Source organism: Candidatus Nitrosoglobus terrae (assembly GCF_002356115.1).
GTDB classification, from domain to species: domain Bacteria; phylum Pseudomonadota; class Gammaproteobacteria; order Nitrosococcales; family Nitrosococcaceae; genus Nitrosoglobus; species Nitrosoglobus terrae.
Genome location: NZ_AP014836.1, coordinates 596,105 through 610,154 on the forward strand (window position 1 = coordinate 596,105; position 14,050 = coordinate 610,154).

The window sequence follows — 14,050 nt, forward strand, 5'->3', positions numbered from 1 at the left end:
TGGCCTATTTAATCAATAACTTTAGGGACTAGATAAATGCCTGCTTCAACTTCAGGAGCACCAGATTGAAAAATCTCTCGCTGATTAACTTCGGTAATTTCATCGGGACGTAATCGTTGGCTAGTCTCTAAGGGATGAGCCATTGGCTCAATTCCGATGGTATCAACTCTATTCATTTGTATTACGAGATCTAGGATGTCGCTTAAATCCTGTACGTAGTTAGGTATGGTTTCCGGATTAATAGCGAGACGAGATAGATAGGTGATATGTTTAACATCAGCTGTTGTTAACGTCATGGTTTTTTTCCTGTATCTCCTAATGTTATGGTATTTGAAATTTTAATGTAACTCTTTGTTAGGTTAAAAAACTAGGTTATGGGGACTCTATTTTTTAGAGTTATAATCTATAAGTTATTATGTTTTATATCCTATTGTATTAATTAACATCTAGGGAGATGTTAGCTTCTTGTTTTTTAGAAACTAAAGGCAATAAGCCTATCATTTCTCCGTCTTTCAAGGGAGCAGTGGTGAGACTTAATAATAATCTTACTTCCTTCACCACTTTCGGTATGTTTAATCCTCAAGTAGCTAATATTGTGGAATAAATAATGAGAAGAATATTTGTTTTTTTGATATCGCTCGCCTGTGTACCAGTAATCACTATTGCTAATGCTGATTTACCTGGCGTTGATAATTTTATTAATGAGATGACTACCCGATATGGTTTTGATAAAACTGAGCTTTATCAGTTATTTGCAGAAGTTGAAGTAAAGCCAGACATATTACGAGTAATTTCACGGCCAGCAGAGAAGGGTAAACCTTGGCATGAGTACCGTCGTATCTTTTTGACTCCTCAGCATATTCAAGGGGGAGTTGCTTTTTGGAAGGCTAATCAAGCTAGCCTTACTAAGGCGAAAAAGGTATTTGGAGTAGCTCCCGAGATAATTGTGGCTATTATTGGTGTAGAATCCCGTTATGGCGGCCATACTGGCGGTTATCGCGTGATGGATTCTTTGTCTACCTTGGCTTTTCGGTATCCTCCGCGCGGTCGTTTTTTTCGCCAGCAATTAATGGAGCTTTTACTGTTGGCTAGAGAAGAGAAACAAGATCCCCTTTATTTTACGGGATCTTATGCTGGGGCAATGGGATTGATTCAATTTATGCCCGATAGCTTTCGAAGTTATGCTATAGATTTTGATAAAGATGGTCGACGAGATATTTGGCAAGATCCCACAGATGCAATTGGTAGTGTGGCTAATTTCTTAAAGCGAAAAGGGGACTGGCAAGCCGATGCTCCGGTAGCTACCTTTGTTAAGGTTGAGGGTACGGATTACCAACGTTGGCTTAATAAAGGATCTAAGCCTTCAATCCCTTTGCAACAGTTAGCCCAAGCGGGAATTCAGATTCCTGCTTCAGTTTCTAAAAATATGTTAGCGTCTGTATTTACATTAGAGCAGGTAGAAGGTCCACAAGTTCTGATAGGGTTTCGCAACTTTTACGCCCTTATGCGCTATAATCCCAGTCCTCTTTATGCAATGGCGGTCTATGAGCTAGCTGAAGCAATCAAATTACAATTGAAGGGCCGTAGCTCATGAAGCCAATAATTTCAGTTCCGATTCTCTCTTTTCTGGCACTGTTTAATACTTCCTGTACACCTAATTCAAAAGACTCTATTTCCTTAACAGAGCCGCCTAGTAAGTACGGAAATCCACCTTCCTATGAAGTAAATGGTAAGCGCTACTATACTCTTCGCAATTGCCAAGGGTATAAGGAAACAGGCATTGCCTCTTGGTATGGGTCTGAGTTCCAAGGCCGCCGTACATCTAGCGGTGAGATTTATGATATGCACGCTATGACGGCAGCGCATCGTAGTTTACCCTTGCCTTGTTATGTTATGGTGACTAATTTAAATAATGGGCGTCAGGTCATTGTACGTATTAACGATCGAGGGCCATTTAAGTCTAATCGGATTATTGATCTCTCCTATGCCGCTGCTGAGAAGCTGTATTTAGTTAAAGCGGGTACGGGGTTAGTGGAAGTACGGGCTGTTGAGCCAAAAGATATTTCCAATCAGAAAAATATTTCTTTGAAAAAAGATCTCTATATCCAAGTGGCTTCTTTCCAGAATCGTAGCAATGCTGAACAACTACAAAAACAATTACAATCCATGGTTGATACAGCGGTGAAAATAAATCCGGTGTCACGGCAGCTAGTATCTTTTTATCAGGTGCGTATAGGCCCATTATCAAATGCTGAGAATCTTGATAGTCTTACAAAGCATCTTGCAGGTATAGGTTTTTCGGATTATATGATTATTCACTAAACTAATAATTATCGCTATGCTATTGCAGTGAATTATTTATCTTCTATCTCTATGTTTTCCGTATATTCTAAAAGAATCAGATGAAGTCATATCGTTATTTTTCTATTGGGTGTTGGATCCTATTGCTGTTTGTAGGTAATCCTGCTTTAGGGCAGGTATCCCTTCTTACGCCATCCGCGCCTACACTTAGCGCTAAAACCTATATTCTTGAGGATTTCACAACAGGTCAGGTACTTGTTGAGTCCCAGTCTAACAGTCGGATTGAGCCGGCTAGTATCACTAAACTCATGACTTCCTATGTAGTGTTTAGTGAGCTTAAACGGGGTAATATCCACCTTGAGGATGAAGTTTTAATTAGTGAAAATGCTTGGCGCACGGGAGGATCACGGACCTTTATTGAAGTAAATACTCGGGTTCCGGTAGAAATCCTAGTAAAGGGAATGATTATTCAATCGGGTAATGATGCTAGTGTAGCCTTAGCGGAGCAGATAGGGGGTACTGAAGAAGTATTTGTTGCTTTAATGAATCAGCAAGCTCAGCGATTAGGTATGTTAGATTCTCATTTTGAGAATAGCACTGGTCTGCCCAGTCAAAATCATTATATGACGGCTCGAGATATTGCTGTTTTAGCTAGGGCTATTATTCAAGACTTTCCAGAGTATTACCCTTGGTATTCTGAGCAGAAATTTACTTATAACAATATTAATCAATATAATCGCGATACTTTGTTAAAACGCGACCCAAGCGTTGATGGCCTTAAGACAGGTTATACAAAAGCTGCGGGTTATTGTTTAGTTTCTTCGGCTAAGCGAAATGGAATGCGGCTAATTTCTGTAGTCATGGGTGCGGCAAGCCCTAATATTCGAGAGAATGAGGCGTTGACTTTACTTAATTATGGCTTCCGTTTTTATGATACACGTGGCCTTTATACGGCTAAAGCGCCTGTAATCGATGTACGGGTTTGGCAGGGAGTAGAGAAGAAATTATCACTGGGATTAGCAAATGATCTTTCGATGACACTGCCACGAGGGCAATGGAAGGAATTGTCATCAACAATTCAAGTAGAAGATCCTATTACAGCGCCTATTGCTAAAGGGGCGAAATTAGGGGCTGTAGTCATTAAGCTTGGGGAAAAAGCCGTGCTTAAAGAACCTTTAATAGCTTTAACTACAATTCCAGAAGGATCGTGGTGGCAGCGGATGAATGACTGGGTTTTGTCTTTTTTTAATAAAGAATCGCCTTGAGTATAGTTTATCTTAATGGCAAGTTTTTGCCGCTAGTGGAAGCAAAGATTTCAGTATTAGATCGGGGTTTTTTATTTGGCGATGGCGTTTATGAAGTCATTCCGGTTTATGGAAAGTATTTTTTTCGTTTAATTCCCCATTTGCAACGGCTTGAATATAGTCTGCAGGCTATTAAGCTAAAAAATCCATTATCACTAAGTCAATGGCAAAGCACTCTTCAGCAGCTAATTAGGTTTAATAATGGGCTAGATCAAGCGGTTTATTTACAGATAACCCGAGGATCTGCCCCTCGAGATCATGCTTTCCCACAGAAAATTGAACCAACCATTTTTGCTATGAGTAACCCTATTAAGCCGGTGCCAGAGAAATGGCGTATAGAAGGGGTAACTGCTGTCCTCCGTGAGGATATCCGCTGGAAATACTGTCATATTAAATCTGTTGCTTTGCTATCTAATGTGCTATTACGGCAAGAAGCTGTTGAATCTGGGGCGCAAGAGGCCATCTTGCTACGAGATGGGCAGCTTACTGAGGGGGCAGCAAGTAATATATTTATTGTTCAAAAGGGCGTGCTTGTTACCCCGGTTGAAGACTCTTCTTTGTTATCTGGAATTACCCGTGATTTAGTACTGGAGTTGGCAACAGAGGCTGGTATTCTTTGTGAAGAAAGGATTATCTCTACTAAGGATTTACTCCAAGCTGATGAGATTTGGCTCACTAGCTCTACTCGGGAAATCCTACCTGTTACTCGCCTTGATGATGTTCAAGTAGGGAGCGGATTTCCTGGTGTTATATGGCAGCAGGTAGATAAACTTTATCAAGAATACAAAGAGCAAGTGCGATCAGGTCTTTACGGAAACTAAAGCTCGAAATAAAAGCGCTATAATGCCAACCGATACGCTGCAGATAAGGCAGCTTAATCTTCAGGATTATAATGTTGTATGGCGAGCAATGCAGGATTTTACGACCCATCGTAATCAGGATACGACCGATGAATTATGGGTAGTGGAGCATCCGCCAGTATTTACTTTGGGGCTAAATGGTAAGGAGAGCCATTTACGGGATGTTAGAGATATTCCGGTTATACATAGTGATCGTGGTGGGCAAGTTACTTATCACGGGTTAGGACAGCTGATTGTTTATGTGCTTATCGATTTACGGCGCCGAAATTTAGGTATACGACAATTAGTAGATATTCTAGAGCTATCTGTTATTGATTTATTGCAATCATTTCATATTTATGGTAAGCGTCAGGCTCATGCTCCTGGGGTGTATGTTTTGAGTAGAAAAATTGCTTCAATTGGATTGCGAGTCCGAAGAGGTTGCTCTTATCATGGATTAAGTTTGAATGTCGCTATGGATTTGTCCCCTTTTTATCGTATTAATCCATGCGGTTATCCAGGGATGGAGGTGATTGATTTAAGAAGCTTGGGGGTTACCGTTTCCTTAGCGGCTATTTGGCCGCTTTTTTTTCGGTATCTGAAGCAGCGATTAGAGTGTTTAGTATAGTAATGTCCGTTTCTCTGACAGCAAGCAGGGTAGCTCAATGAAGCAAAAAATGCCGCCTTCAGGTGAATTAAAGCAGAATATTCGAGATTTAAAAGGTGCTTCTAAAGTGGCTCGGATTCCGATTAAAGTTGAACCGACCACGGAACGCCAGCGTAAACCTCATTGGATTCGCGCTAAAGCCCCTATAAGCCCTGAGGTATCTCGGCTTAAAGCTTTATTGCGGGAACATCGTTTACACACCGTATGTGAGGAGGCCTCATGCCCTAATCTTGGAGAGTGTTTTGGGCATGGTACCGCTACTTTTTTAATTATGGGTGATATCTGTACCCGTCGTTGTCCTTTTTGTGATGTAGCTCATGGTCGCCCAAACCCTCTTGATACTGAAGAACCAGAGCATTTAGCTCAGGCTGTTCGATCAATGGGGTTACGCCATGTAGTAGTAACTTCTGTTGATCGGGATGACCTACGGGATGGTGGTGCTGCTCATTTTGCAGCTTGTATTCAAGCATTACGTATCCAAACCCCCCGTACTCGGATTGAAGTCTTGGTGCCGGATTTTAGGGGACGTATGGATCGGGCTTTGCAGGCATTTATTACCACGCCTCCTGATATTTTTAACCATAATTTAGAAACAGTACCCCGTCTCTATAAGGCGGTTCGCCCGGGAGCGGATTATCTATGGTCACTGCGTTTATTAGAGCAATTTAAAGGAGGACACCCAACTGTACCCACTAAATCAGGGTTAATGCTGGGATTAGGGGAAGAGCTGGAGGAAGTTGAACAGGTTATGAAAGATTTACGTGAACATGGGTGCAATATGCTGACTTTAGGGCAGTATTTACAACCTAGCCTTTATCATTTACCGGTGCAACGTTTTGTGACTCCAATTGAATTTAATGTACTGGGAGATAAAGCGCGAGCGATGGGATTTTCTCATGTAGCAAGTGGCCCTATGGTGCGATCTTCATACCATGCTGATCGCCAAGCCGCTGGTGAAACGGTAGCATAAGATAATAGCGCTTGCTTTAGAAACGACCTGTTTTACCTAGCGGTATCGAGGACAGATTATAATATAGGGATTGATAATGAGTGATTATTTACCGGGTCTTGAGGGTGTTCCCGCAACCCGTTCCAATATTTCGGATATAGATGGTGAACGAGGCATACTTTCCTATCGCGGTTATTCCATTGAAGACCTAGCTGAACATAGCACTTTTGAAGAGACAGCCCTGCTACTACTGGATGGGGAATTACCCACAGCCGAGCGTTTGGAGGAGTTTACGCAGGAGCTACGACAGAATTATCGAGTAAAATATAATATTCGAACGCTAATGGCGGCGCTACCTAGTAACGGATCTCCCATGGAAATGTTACAAGCAGGGGTGGCTGCCCTTGGTATGTTTTATCCTGGCAATGAGTGCTTAACGGGCTCTGCAGCCTGCACCGATCTTAATTATATTGATAATATGACCGTTAAGATTATTGCTCGTATGCCAGCTTTAGTGGCTATGTGGGAACATATCCGTAATGGCTATGATCCTATTCCTCCTCGATCCGATCTATCTATTGCCCAGAATTTACTATACATGCTCCATGGTAAAGATCCTGATCCGTTAATGGTGAAGATCATGGACACTTGTTTGATATTACATGCTGAGCACACAATTAATGCCTCTACGTTTGCCACTTTAGTGGCCGGTTCTACCTTAGCGAGTCCTTATGCGGTCATTGCCGCTGCTATTGGTACTTTATCAGGCCCTTTACATGGCGGAGCTAATGAGCGCGTGATAGAGATGTTACGCCAGATTGGCCGGCCTGAGAACGTAAAACTATGGCTTGATGAAATCTTGGCTAGCAAGCAAAAAGTTTGGGGATTTGGTCATCGAGTCTATAAAGTTAAAGATCCTCGGGCTAGGATTTTACAAAAACTGATGACTCAACTATCAGCTAAAAGAGAAGGTAAGCCTAGCCAGCTGTTAGGGACAGCCTTAGCTTTGGAAGAGGCAGTGATGGAGCGGCTAGGCCATAAGGGTATTTATCCAAATGTAGATTTTTACTCAGGTATTCTTTATATGGAATTGGGAATCCCAGCGGATCAATTCACTCCTCTATTTGCGATTTCCCGTTCAGCAGGTTGGTTAGCCCATTGGCGGGAGCAGCTTTCTGACAATCGTATTTTTCGCCCCACCCAAGTTTATGTAGGTAAATCTTTACGGCAATATATTCTATTAGCAGCCCGGGATTAGCTTTGCTTATACAGGCAGCTTACTGAGAGCACCTGCTTGCTCCTGTACTAATAAGGGGACTAAATAACCAGGTAAACGTGTACGCAGTGCTTGATATAGATTCCGGGCAGTGGCTATATCTACTTCAAAGTGAGCAGCGCCTTGGACTTTATCTAATACGTGGAGATAATAGGGGATTACGCCTAGATCAAATAGACGTTCACTTAAATCACATAAGGTATCTATATTGTCATTGATTCCTCGTAATAGCACCGCCTGATTAAAGAGCTTACATCCTGCTTGAGTCAACGCATTAAGCGCTACCTCTACTGTATTATCAAGCTCATTGGCGTGATTAGTGTGAATAACCACTACTTTTTGTAGTGGCGTATCTTTAAGCCATTGGAGCAGATGAATATCTATTCGCTCTGGGAGCACAATAGGTAGGCGCGTGTGAATCCGTAGACGTTTAAGGTGAGGGATGCAAGCTAAAGCTTGAGCGAGCGAGGCTAAGCGGTTATCAGTGAGGGTTAAGGGGTCGCCACCGCTGAGAATTACCTCTCGAATACTAGGGTTCTGAGCAATATAGCTGAGTGTCTGTTCCCAATGATCTTTAGTCGGATTATGATCGACATAAGGAAAATGGCGACGAAAACAATAACGACAATGAATAGCGCAGGCACCAGTGATAACTAGCAGTACCCTACCAGTATATTTTTGGATAACTCCAGAAGAGCGCACAGCGGCTAAATCACCTACAGGATCTAGGCTAAAATTAGGCGATATCTGATCCTCGGCAATTAAAGGAAATACTTGCCGGAAAAGGGGATCATTCGGATCACCTTTTTGCATCCGGGCAATATAGCTATGAGGTACTCGAAGAGGAAATTGCTTGCGGGTAGTTTCGCTAGCAATTTCAGGATGATCGTTTAATTCTATTAAAGTTAATAATTCTTGTAGGCTACGTACTGCGCGAGCAAGCTCCCTTTGCCAGATGGGTCTCTGCCGAGCAGCTAGAAGTTGCGTTATCATAATGGCTTTTTGTGTCCAAAAATCTAATTAATTTTAACCGAAATTTTTTGAGGAAAGATATTATGGCAGTCTATAGTACGAATGAGTTTAAATCTGGCCTTAAGGTAATGATGGAAGGAGATCCTTATAGTATTCTAGAGAATGAATTTGTTAAGCCAGGCAAGGGGCAAGCCTTTAATCGGGTGAAGCTACGTAATTTGAAAACAGGTCGAGTGATTGATCGTACTTTCAAATCTGGAGATACCCTTGAAGGTGCAGATGTCATGGAAACTCAGCTTCAATATCTGTATTCCGATGGAGAGTTTTGGTATTTCATGTCACCAGAAACCTATGAGCAGTACTCAGTGGATGCGGCAGCTGTTGAGAGTGCAGTTAAGTGGTTTAAAGAGCAAGATAGTTGTACTGTTACTTTGTGGAATGGGGTACCGCTTTCAGTATCACCGCCTAATTTTGTGACGCTTAAAGTGATTGAAACCGATCCAGGTGTTCGTGGAGATACCTCTGGGGGTGGAAGTAAACCAGCTACAGTGGAAACAGGAGCGGTGATTCGGGTTCCTTTGTTTATTAACGTTGATGATATGCTCAAGATTGATACCCGTACAGGCGAGTATGTGGAGCGGGCTAAAGGCTAATTAGAGCTAGATTTTATTTAAGATAGCCTAGTGGATGGCTAACATAGGTGAGTTTCAGTGGCAGCCTACGGCCAGTAGGGAGACTTTAGTAGCTCGGGCACAAATTCTCGCTGATATTCGTCTTTTTTTTGCAGAACGTGGGGTTCTGGAAGTAGAAACGCCGATACTCTCAACAGCTGCAGCAACTGCGCCCCACCTACATAGCTTAACTGCTTTTTACCAGGGGCCTTGTTTTCCCAAAGGCCAACAGCTCTTTTTACACACTTCTCCTGAGCATGGGATGAAACGTCTTTTGGCTGCAGGCAGTGGCTCAATTTATCAAATTGCGCGGGTTTTTCGTAACGGGGAAGCTGGGCAGCGGCATAATCCAGAGTTTAGCCTGCTAGAGTGGTATCGACTTGGTTTTGATCACCTTGCTCTTATGGAAGAAGTTGATGCCCTTCTTACCTTACTATTAGCCACCTCCGAAGGGGAATATCTAACCTATCAGGAGGTTTTCTTCCACTATCTGGCACTAGATGTTTTTACTGTAACCACCTGCTTACTAGGCCAAATTGCACAATCCTATGGGCTTCAGATCTATACAGCTGCTGGCGAATCTCAACGGCAAATGTACTTGGATTTTTTAATGACCACTATTGTTGAGCCTCAGCTTGGGCATGAGCGTCCTTGTTTTATTTATGATTATCCTATTGCTGAGGCGCAATTAGCTCAGATTCGCCCGGCTACAAAATCATCCCCAGTGCCGGTAGCAGAGCGCTTTGAGGTGTACGTTAAAGGTATGGAATTAGCAAATGGCTATCATGAGCTTAGAGACTTTAGTGAGCAGTGCCAGCGTTTTAAGGCTGATTTAGCTTGCCGTAAACAATTAGGGCTAGCAGAAGTACCCATAGATGAGTATTTACTTGCAGCTTTGGATCAAGGGTTACCTGATTGTGCTGGGGTAGCTCTTGGGATAGATCGGTTGCTTATGTTGCGCCTAGGAAGCACACATATTGAAGAAGTTCTAGCTTTCCCTATTGATCGAATTTAAGCAATCAGCGCGCCCATAATCTTAGTTTATTTTTCTCTTCAAATCATGAAAGTTACAGAAAAGTTTGCTTGGTAAGTTGGCTATAGTTTCTATTATTGAGTGCTTAAGCAATAACGCGTATTTATTTAAGGAGTGATAATCTTCTTATTGGGTGGGACTCGTAAGGTAAAGGTGACGGGGCCATCATTAGTAAGGCTGACTTGCATGTGAGCACCAAACTGACCCACAGCTACTTTAGGATAGAGAGCGGTAGCTTGAGTAAATAAATAATTGAATAGTGACTCACTAAGTTCTAGGGGTGCTGCTGAGGTAAAACTAGGGCGAGCGCCTTTCTGGGTATCAGCGGCTAAGGTAAATTGAGGCACCAGTAGTAAACCGCCTTGAGTGTCAATTAAGCTAAGATTCATCCGCCCGTTAGTATCAGCAAAGAGACGATAATTAAGTAGACGTTCTAATAATCGGTTGGCTTGATTGTTCCCATCCTCCCGTTCTATCCCTACTAAGACCAATAACCCTGGGCCAATTTTAGCAATAACTTTTTCAGCAACCATAACTTGAGCATGAGTGACTCGTTGTAGTAATCCAATCATCAGTGGAATATTTATTGAAGTTCTCTGGCCATAATCTGAGTGGCGCGAACTAAAGCGTCGGCATTGGCGAGATCGCTAGATCGATGGCCGGCAGCAGGTACAATGTGTAGTTGAGCTACTGGCCAAGCTTGATATAATTCCCAAGCGTTGCGCAAAGGGCAGATCATATCGTAGCGACCATGGGTAATTACCCCAGGAATAGTGGCTAATTGATGAGCATTGGCGAGTATTTGGTTAGGTGCGATAAAATAATGGTGCTTAGCGTAGTGGGTTTGAATATGGGCCTGAGCCAATATGGCCGTCTGGTTATCGTAGGGGACTACCTTCTCATAGGTAAACCCGGCGCAACTAGATTTCCAGGTACCTAAAGCCTTAGCTGCAGCCATTTGGGCAAGTTCATCAGTGCCACTCAGCAGATCAGCAAAAGCAGTGAGTAGGTCGTTTTGTTTTTCAGGCGGAATATTTTTTACTAAACAGGCCCAGGCGTCAGGGAAGATTTGAGGAGCACCTTCTTGCAGAAACCAGCGGGTATCTTGTGCTCGGGCCAGAAAAATACCATGTAAGATAAGGCCAAGGATCTGATCGGGATAAGTTTCCGCGTAAAGCAGCGCTAACGCCGATCCCCAAGAGGTACCAAAAATCAACCAGCGCTTAATGCCTAGGTGATCTTGGATTTGGGCTATATCCGCCAGCAGGGCTGAGGTAGTGTTTTCTTGTAGCTCGCCTCGGGGAGTAGAACGACCGCAACCTCGCTGATCAAAAAGGATGATCCGATAAATATCCGGATCAAAAAAGCAGCGGTGGTGGGGATGACAACCCGCCCCAGGTCCTCCATGAAGAAAAAGTGCTGGTAACCCGTTAGGGTTACCACATTCCTCAACATAGAGTTGATGGATTGAGTCAACAGCTAAGGTATGACATATATACGGTTTAATATCAGGATAAAGGGTAAGCATGAAATTGTTTTGCCTATTATTTATTTTATGGACACAATATTAGTATCCTATTTAAGTAGATTCAAAATATGATTTTGCATGAATTTCAAGCTAAGCAGCTGTTTACCAATTATGGCATACCTGTACCTCAAGGGGGGCCAGCCACCTCTGCTCAAGAGGCTTGCGCCTTGGGGCAGAAATTTGAAGGAAATTCTTGGGTAGCTAAGGCACAAATTCACGCTGGTGGGCGTGGTAAGGCTGGAGGTGTGTGTATTGGCACTACCTTAGAGGCGTTATCCGATTTTTCTACTCATTTACTGGGCACATGCTTAGTCACTGCGCAAACGACGGCGAAAGGATTACCAGTTCATACTATCTTGGTAGAAAGATCAGCAGACGTGGTTCAGGAATTTTATCTAGCAATGACTATAGATCGCCAGCTAAAGCAGATTGTTATTATGGCCTCAAATCAAGGGGGGGTAGAGATTGAGCAGGTTGCAAAGGAACATCCAAAGAGGATCCAGCAGCTAGCCATTCACCCAATAGGGGGTCTGCAGCCCTATCAATGCCGGCAAGTGGGTTTTGCTTTTGGCTTAGGTGGAGAGCAGCGGCAGCAATTAGCTCAGATGATGAAATCAATGTATCGGCTATTTATAGAGCAAGATGCCGCGTTGGTAGAGATAAACCCTTTGGTTGTGACTGCCCAAGGGGGGGTGTTGGCTTTGGATGCCAAGGTGATACTGGATGATAATGCTGCTTTTCGCCATCCCCATTGGGAAGAGCTGCGAGATACTACACAAGAGGATCGAAAAGAAGTTCAAGCCCGTACTCACGGATTAAATTATATTTCTTTGGAAGGCGATATTGCTTGTATGGTCAATGGTGCTGGGCTGGCCATGGCTACTATGGATTTAATTAAGCTTCATGGAGGAGCACCGGCAAATTTCCTTGATGTGGGAGGTACGGCTACAGCCGATCGGGTAGCAGAAGCGTTTAAATTGATTGTCGCTGATGGCAAAGTTCAATCGATTTTAGTGAACATTTTTGGAGGAATTGTGCGCTGCGATCTGATTGCAACAGGCATTATGCAAGCGGTACAAGAGGTAGGGATTAAGCTGCCCGTGATTGCCCGTTTGGAAGGTACCCATGCTGAACAAGGTCGTACGCTTTTACGAGATAGCAAGATGAATATTACCCCAGCAACGGATCTTACGGATGCTGCGCAAAAAGCGGTGGCTGCTGCTAGGAGATCGAGATGAGTATTTTAGTGGATGCTCAGACTCGCGTGATTTGCCAGGGATTTACGGGTAAGCAGGGCACTTTTCACTCCCAGCAGGCCTTGGCTTATGGTACCCAATTGGTAGGCGGAGTAACGCCAGGTAAAGGAGGACAGACTCATCTGGAGCAGCCAATATTTAATAGTGTAGCAGAAGCAGTAGCCGCTACTGGAGCTGATGCCACAATGATTTATGTTCCGGCTACTCTGGCAACAGATGCTATTTTTGAAGCGATGGATGCGGGAATAAAGCTTATTGTCTGTATCACTGAAGGAATCCCAGCGCTAGAAATGCTTAAAGTTAAAGCAGCTTTAGCGGATACTCAATCCAATCTGATAGGGCCTAACTGCCCAGGTATTATTACGCCTGGTGCCTGTAAAATTGGCATTATGCCGGGGAATATTCACCAACCGGGGCGGGTAGGGATTATCTCCCGTTCAGGTACTTTAACTTATGAAGCAGTTTACCAAACAAGCCAGCAGGGGCTGGGTCAGAGTACTTGCGTGGGTATTGGTGGGGATCCTATCCAGGGAATGAGTTTTATTGATTGTTTACTGCTCTTTGAGCAAGATCCCCAAACGGAAGGGATTGTTTTAGTAGGTGAAATAGGCGGTAGCGCTGAAGAGGAGGCCGCTGAATATATTCAGCAATATGTTACTAAGCCAGTGGTGGCTTATATTGCCGGGGTGACCGCTCCTAAAGGTAGACGGATGGGTCATGCGGGGGCTATTATCAGCGGCGGCAAGGGAAGCGCTGAAGGTAAAATAAAAGCATTATTAGCGGCGGGGGTTTCTGTAGTACACTCACCAGCACAGATAGGGGAATATATGGCTAAAGCGCTCAATGGAAGTAAGGGCGAGTAATCAGGTGAGGTTAGGAGTTGACGATATTCATCATAGAGGATAATAAATGAAAAAAATTGAGGCGATTATCAAACCATTTAAGCTTGATGATGTGCGTGAAGCTTTATCAGAGGCAGGAGTCTCGGGGATGACAGCTATTGAGGTGAAAGGATTTGGTCGCCAGAAAGGTCATACGGAATTGTACCGAGGCGCTGAGTATGTGGTGGATTTTCTACCTAAAATTATGCTGCAGATTGTGGTCGGTGATGAGCTAGTGGATGCTTGTATTGAAGCGATTACTAAGTCAGCTCGATCAGGTCGGATTGGAGATGGTAAGATATTTGTCACCAATGTTGAGCGTACTATCCGTATTCGTACCGGTGAGGAAGGGGTAGATGCTATTTAGTTATAG

At 43.5% G+C, this 14,050-nt stretch carries 16 protein-coding genes; 12 read left to right on the forward strand and 4 right to left on the reverse strand.

Going from position 1 to position 14,050, the window contains the following annotated elements:
• Positions 1-8 precede the first annotated feature (8 nt).
• Entirely contained in the window at positions 9-296 is a 288-nt protein-coding gene (gatC, locus tag TAO_RS02840) for an Asp-tRNA(Asn)/Glu-tRNA(Gln) amidotransferase subunit GatC (RefSeq protein ID WP_096526525.1), read from the reverse strand.
• A gap of 311 nt (positions 297-607) precedes the next feature.
• Here gatC and mltB point away from each other — a divergent pair, with 311 nt between their 5' ends.
• From mltB to TAO_RS02875, 7 genes are all read left to right on the forward strand, one after another.
• Positions 608-1,594 carry a lytic murein transglycosylase B gene (gene mltB, locus TAO_RS02845; protein ID WP_096526526.1) on the forward strand — a complete coding sequence of 329 codons (987 nt, stop codon included), beginning with the start codon at positions 608-610 and terminating at the stop codon, positions 1,592-1,594.
• Positions 1,591-2,322 (forward strand): septal ring lytic transglycosylase RlpA family protein, encoded by a 732-nt coding sequence (locus TAO_RS02850; RefSeq protein ID WP_096526527.1) that lies wholly within the window; start codon positions 1,591-1,593, stop codon positions 2,320-2,322. Before mltB ends, TAO_RS02850 begins: the two co-directional genes overlap by 4 nt.
• Before the next feature lie 80 nt (positions 2,323-2,402).
• Complete coding sequence (locus tag TAO_RS02855; RefSeq protein WP_096526528.1) at positions 2,403-3,566, forward strand: D-alanyl-D-alanine carboxypeptidase family protein; 1,164 nt, start codon at positions 2,403-2,405, stop codon at positions 3,564-3,566.
• 35 nt (positions 3,567-3,601) lie between these two features.
• Positions 3,602-4,426 carry a D-amino acid aminotransferase gene (locus tag TAO_RS02860; protein WP_231910552.1) on the forward strand — a complete coding sequence of 275 codons (825 nt, stop codon included), beginning with the start codon at positions 3,602-3,604 and terminating at the stop codon, positions 4,424-4,426.
• A gap of 22 nt (positions 4,427-4,448) precedes the next feature.
• Positions 4,449-5,072 (forward strand): lipoyl(octanoyl) transferase LipB, encoded by a 624-nt coding sequence (gene lipB, locus TAO_RS02865; RefSeq protein WP_096526530.1) that lies wholly within the window; start codon positions 4,449-4,451, stop codon positions 5,070-5,072.
• Between the two features lie 37 nt (positions 5,073-5,109).
• Positions 5,110-6,081 carry a lipoyl synthase gene (gene lipA / locus TAO_RS02870; RefSeq protein ID WP_096526531.1) on the forward strand — a complete coding sequence of 324 codons (972 nt, stop codon included), beginning with the start codon at positions 5,110-5,112 and terminating at the stop codon, positions 6,079-6,081.
• 76 nt (positions 6,082-6,157) lie between these two features.
• The gene (locus tag TAO_RS02875; RefSeq protein WP_096526532.1) at positions 6,158-7,318 is read left to right on the forward strand and encodes a citrate synthase; all 1,161 of its coding nucleotides are present in this window, start codon (positions 6,158-6,160) and stop codon (positions 7,316-7,318) included.
• Positions 7,319-7,324: 6 nt separating this feature from the next.
• On the opposite strand, the gene epmB is transcribed toward TAO_RS02875, so the two are convergent.
• Positions 7,325-8,329: an EF-P beta-lysylation protein EpmB gene (gene epmB, locus TAO_RS02880; RefSeq protein ID WP_096526533.1), complete on the reverse strand. Its 1,005-nt coding sequence runs from the start codon at positions 8,327-8,329 to the stop codon at positions 7,325-7,327.
• Between the two features lie 62 nt (positions 8,330-8,391).
• Between epmB and efp the strand changes: the two genes are divergently transcribed.
• Together efp and epmA are read left to right on the forward strand one after the other, a co-directional pair.
• Positions 8,392-8,961 carry an elongation factor P gene (gene efp, locus TAO_RS02885; protein WP_096526534.1) on the forward strand — a complete coding sequence of 190 codons (570 nt, stop codon included), beginning with the start codon at positions 8,392-8,394 and terminating at the stop codon, positions 8,959-8,961.
• Between the two features lie 34 nt (positions 8,962-8,995).
• The gene (gene epmA, locus TAO_RS02890; protein ID WP_096526535.1) at positions 8,996-9,994 is read left to right on the forward strand and encodes an elongation factor P--(R)-beta-lysine ligase; all 999 of its coding nucleotides are present in this window, start codon (positions 8,996-8,998) and stop codon (positions 9,992-9,994) included.
• 125 nt (positions 9,995-10,119) lie between these two features.
• On the opposite strand, the gene dtd is transcribed toward epmA, so the two are convergent.
• Positions 10,120-10,584, reverse strand: a complete 465-nt coding sequence (dtd, locus tag TAO_RS02895; RefSeq protein ID WP_096526536.1) for a D-aminoacyl-tRNA deacylase — start codon at positions 10,582-10,584, stop codon at positions 10,120-10,122.
• A gap of 11 nt (positions 10,585-10,595) precedes the next feature.
• The gene (pip, locus tag TAO_RS02900; protein ID WP_096526537.1) at positions 10,596-11,540 is read right to left on the reverse strand and encodes a prolyl aminopeptidase; all 945 of its coding nucleotides are present in this window, start codon (positions 11,538-11,540) and stop codon (positions 10,596-10,598) included.
• A gap of 68 nt (positions 11,541-11,608) precedes the next feature.
• Here pip and sucC point away from each other — a divergent pair, with 68 nt between their 5' ends.
• From sucC to TAO_RS02915, 3 genes are read left to right on the forward strand one after another with little or no spacing between them, the layout of a single operon-like run.
• Positions 11,609-12,778, forward strand: coding sequence for an ADP-forming succinate--CoA ligase subunit beta (gene sucC, locus TAO_RS02905; protein ID WP_096526538.1), 1,170 nt, complete (start codon positions 11,609-11,611; stop codon positions 12,776-12,778).
• A complete protein-coding gene (sucD, locus tag TAO_RS02910) occupies positions 12,775-13,659 on the forward strand; it encodes a succinate--CoA ligase subunit alpha (protein WP_096526539.1) in 885 nt (294 codons plus the stop codon). Before sucC ends, sucD begins: the two co-directional genes overlap by 4 nt.
• 46 nt (positions 13,660-13,705) lie before the next feature.
• Positions 13,706-14,044 (forward strand): P-II family nitrogen regulator, encoded by a 339-nt coding sequence (locus TAO_RS02915; protein WP_096526540.1) that lies wholly within the window; start codon positions 13,706-13,708, stop codon positions 14,042-14,044.
• Positions 14,045-14,050 lie beyond the last annotated feature (6 nt).

Bases quoted from the DNA above. Each gene is read 5' to 3' on its own strand.
- sucC (WP_096526538.1), top strand. From the start codon at position 11,609: ATGATTTTGCATGAATTTCAAGCTAAGCAGCTGTTTACCAATTATGGC.
- TAO_RS02875 (WP_096526532.1), top strand. From the start codon at position 6,158: ATGAGTGATTATTTACCGGGTCTTGAGGGTGTTCCCGCAACCCGTTCC.
- TAO_RS02915 (WP_096526540.1), top strand. From the start codon at position 13,706: ATGAAAAAAATTGAGGCGATTATCAAACCATTTAAGCTTGATGATGTG.
- dtd (WP_096526536.1), bottom strand. From the start codon at position 10,584: ATGATTGGATTACTACAACGAGTCACTCATGCTCAAGTTATGGTTGCT.
- epmB (WP_096526533.1), bottom strand. From the start codon at position 8,329: ATGATAACGCAACTTCTAGCTGCTCGGCAGAGACCCATCTGGCAAAGG.
- sucD (WP_096526539.1), top strand. From the start codon at position 12,775: ATGAGTATTTTAGTGGATGCTCAGACTCGCGTGATTTGCCAGGGATTT.
- mltB (WP_096526526.1), top strand. From the start codon at position 608: ATGAGAAGAATATTTGTTTTTTTGATATCGCTCGCCTGTGTACCAGTA.
- efp (WP_096526534.1), top strand. From the start codon at position 8,392: ATGGCAGTCTATAGTACGAATGAGTTTAAATCTGGCCTTAAGGTAATG.
- TAO_RS02850 (WP_096526527.1), top strand. From the start codon at position 1,591: ATGAAGCCAATAATTTCAGTTCCGATTCTCTCTTTTCTGGCACTGTTT.
- lipB (WP_096526530.1), top strand. From the start codon at position 4,449: ATGCCAACCGATACGCTGCAGATAAGGCAGCTTAATCTTCAGGATTAT.
- TAO_RS02855 (WP_096526528.1), top strand. From the start codon at position 2,403: ATGAAGTCATATCGTTATTTTTCTATTGGGTGTTGGATCCTATTGCTG.
- pip (WP_096526537.1), bottom strand. From the start codon at position 11,540: ATGCTTACCCTTTATCCTGATATTAAACCGTATATATGTCATACCTTA.
- gatC (WP_096526525.1), bottom strand. From the start codon at position 296: ATGACGTTAACAACAGCTGATGTTAAACATATCACCTATCTATCTCGT.
- lipA (WP_096526531.1), top strand. From the start codon at position 5,110: ATGAAGCAAAAAATGCCGCCTTCAGGTGAATTAAAGCAGAATATTCGA.
- epmA (WP_096526535.1), top strand. From the start codon at position 8,996: ATGGCTAACATAGGTGAGTTTCAGTGGCAGCCTACGGCCAGTAGGGAG.